Source organism: Aeromonas sp. HMWF014 (assembly GCF_963878295.1).
GTDB classification, from domain to species: domain Bacteria; phylum Pseudomonadota; class Gammaproteobacteria; order Enterobacterales; family Aeromonadaceae; genus Aeromonas; species Aeromonas popoffii.
The window spans coordinates 1-3,058 of the sequence record NZ_CAWNYS010000067.1; the positions used below are offsets into that span (position 1 = coordinate 1).

A 3,058-nucleotide genomic window follows, 5' to 3' on the forward strand; every position below is an offset into this window, starting at 1 on the left:
CTGTGCAGCGAGGCCTGGCTCTCGCCCTGCATATGAATGAGCACACCGAGCACCCAGAGGCCGAGCAAAATGCCGGCACCCAGACTGAGAACACGTTTGATGGGAAGATGACGCAAGCGTTGAGCCTCCTGACGATGAGCGGTGGCGGGATCTTGGCGCTTGCCTGTATAAAAAGCAATACGCTACTCTGGGCCCGCGTTGTTAACCCCATGATCATCAAGGAAGGCTCTATCTCTATGCTGTTGTCCCAATTACCTGCTGCCTTGTCCGAGTGGCCAGAGTGCCTGCCCAGTGCCCCCTGGTGGCAATTGACGCCGCAGGCGCTGCTGCCCGTCGCCAAACCGCTGGATGGCGCCTGGCTTGTGCTGTTTGGCAAGCACCTTGCCGCCCGCCATCTGGCGCGCCTGGCCGAGTTGCTGGCCGCGCAGGATATGCAGGCTCAGCTCTATCCGCCGAGCACTCCGGCCGGGGTGCCCTTGCTGCTGTTGGGGACGGACAGGTTTTCCCCCGAGCTGGTGCAGTTGCTCAAGACCGGGGAGTGGGACATCGACATCTGCCATTTGCCGGTGCTGCCGACTCTGAGTGAGCCCGGCTTGCTGGTGATGGACATGGACTCCACCGCCATCCAGATCGAGTGCATCGACGAGATCGCCCGTCTGGCGGGAGTGGGCGAGCAGGTGGCCGCCGTGACGGCCGCCGCCATGCAGGGCAAGCTGGAGTTCTCCGACAGCCTGCGCAATCGGGTCGCCCTGCTGGCAGGGGCGCCGGTCACCATCCTCGACGAGGTGGCGGCCCAAATGCCCTGGATGCCGGGCCTGCAACTGATGGTCGATACCCTCAAGCAGGCGGGCTGGAAGGTGGCGATCGCCTCGGGGGGCTTCACCCGCTTCGCCGGCGAGTTGCAGCAGGTGCTGGGGCTGGACGCCATCTTCGCCAACGAGCTGGCGGTTGAGGAGGGGCGACTGACCGGCAAGGTGAGCGGGCGCATAGTGGACGCCAGCGTCAAGGCCGAGGTGCTGCAACAGCTGGCGCAGGAGTACGGCATTGTTGCCGCCCAGACTGTGGCCATCGGCGATGGTGCTAACGATCTCAAGATGATGGCGGTGGCCGCTCTTGGCATTGCCATCCACGCCAAGCCGCTGGTACGGGCCCAGGCGGCCGCCACCCTCAACCATCATGATTTGGAAGGGGTCATCTGTTTGCTCGGTGCCCTTGCCTGTCGCGATCGCCGTTGGGATCGTCACGGATCTTGAGTTACCTGCCCCATGTCATGGAGGACCTGGCATAGTGATGGAACTGTTACAGCAGTCCCTGTTTATTCCCTGTGGTGAGCACCAGCTGCACGTGCGCCACATTCAGCCACGGGTCGCCGTGCATGCTGAGCCGATCCTGATGGTGCATGGTGCCATCGAGAATGGCCGTATCTTCTATACCGAATCGGGCAAGGGGCTTGCTTGTTTCCTGGCGCGCCACGGTTATCAGGTCTATGTGGCCGACCTGCGCGGCCGGGGTCTGAGCACCCCGGCTATTGCCGTACAAGCCGGGCATGGCCAGCACGAGCTGATCACCAAGGATCTGCCGGCCTTGCACCGCTGGATTGCGGCGCGCCATGCCGGCTTCAGGCTGCACTGGATGGCTCACTCCTGGGGGGGCGTCATCATGGCCTCGACCCTGGTGCGTTTGCCTGAGTTGGCCGGGCAGATCGCCAGCCTGGTGTTCTTTGGTACCAAGCGTGGCATCTCGGTGCAGAACCCGGAACGCTGGTTGAAGGTGGATCTCATCTGGAATCGGCTGGCGCCCTGGCTGGCGCAGCGCAGCGGTTTTCTGGCTGCCCGCAGCCTGAAGATGGGGGCCGATGACGAGTCGCTGCGCTACCTGCAGGAGACTATCCCCTGGATCAAGTGTGGCCCCTGGCAGGATCCGCACGACGGCTTTGCCTACGACGAAGCGGCGGCCAGGGTCAACTGGCCGCCGCTCTGGATGATTTCAGCCAAGGCTGACAAGGTATTGGGGCACCCGACCGACGTGCGTCGCTTCAGTGCCGAGATGGGGGCTGTCACACGCCACACCCGGCTTGGCAAGGACTGCGGCAACCGGCTCGATTACGATCACATCAACATGCTGACGGCGCCACAGGCACAAGAGGATCACTTCCCGCAGATCCTCGCGTGGCTGCTCAACCCGCAGACGGCGTGATGGCGAGACCAGGCTGGTTTGCCTGGCCGATATCCGCGCTTGAGCCGGTTCATTGGCATGAGTTGCCGCTCAATTGATGGGTGGGGTGATGCCGAGCCGGAACAGGGTGGCCTGGCTGGTATCGGTTAGTTCACCCACACCCACCACGCTCCACAGCTCCTCCTCCAGCTTCCTGGCCTTGTGGATGGCGAACTTGGCGATGTAATCCAGCTCGTTGGCGATGAAGTTGGTATCGGGTCGGCCGGTGCGAGAAATGCCAACCAGCACCGAATAAAACTCCCCCTGACGCAGTGCCAGCTCGATGAAGCTGCGTTTTTCCGCCATGTCTTGAAAACTGCTGGCCAGCCGGCTGGAGAAGACGGGCAAGCCGGCGGGCGTGCGCAGACTGGCGATGTAGACCTCTTCCTCCTGTGGCTTGTCTTCCCGTTCGATGGCGCGCAGCGGGTTCATGATCAGCTGCTTGAGCAGATCCCCGTGGAACAGGGGATAGAGGTTGTCCTGATCCCCCTTCTCGGCACAGGCCCGCAACAGACGTGACAGGCTGCGATCCTGCGGGGCATGGCCTACCGAGGCCGGCTTGGGTGCGCCCTTCAGTTTGTTGATGTAGACGGGGGTGCTGAAGATATGATGGGTGTAGATGTTGCGCAGCGCCCTGGCCATGCCGCGGTAACGACGCTGCTCCTGCGCTGCCTTGAGTTTGTTCTGGTTGCTCTCGATCAACAGGCTGAAGAATTGGCGACCGATGTGGCGCTCAGGGTCCCCCTCGATACACAGATGCAGCATGGTCCGGGTCAGGTTGATGCTGACCAGTCGGTAGGGGAGGCGTTGCAAATCCATGCTCTTGGAGAGCTCCTGCAGGCGG

General features: G+C 62.7%; 2 protein-coding genes and 1 pseudogene. 2 read left to right on the plus strand and 1 reads right to left on the minus strand.

All coding sequences use genetic code 11. The features are described 5' to 3' along the window. The first annotated feature begins 236 nt into the window (after positions 1 to 236). Together serB and AAC083_RS02630 are read left to right on the plus strand one after the other, a co-directional pair. A complete protein-coding gene (gene serB / locus AAC083_RS02625; RefSeq protein WP_042036188.1) occupies positions 237 to 1,253 on the plus strand; it encodes a phosphoserine phosphatase SerB in 1,017 nt (338 codons plus the stop codon). Positions 1,254 to 1,290: 37 nt separating this feature from the next. After that, positions 1,291 to 2,196 carry an alpha/beta fold hydrolase gene (locus tag AAC083_RS02630; protein WP_108537954.1) on the plus strand — a complete coding sequence of 302 codons (906 nt, stop codon included), beginning with the start codon at positions 1,291 to 1,293 and terminating at the stop codon, positions 2,194 to 2,196. A 69-nt stretch (positions 2,197 to 2,265) separates the two neighbouring features. Here the strand turns inward: AAC083_RS02630 and AAC083_RS02635 are convergent. Then, positions 2,266 to 3,058, minus strand: a pseudogene (locus AAC083_RS02635) (PilZ domain-containing protein); the annotation flags it as partial.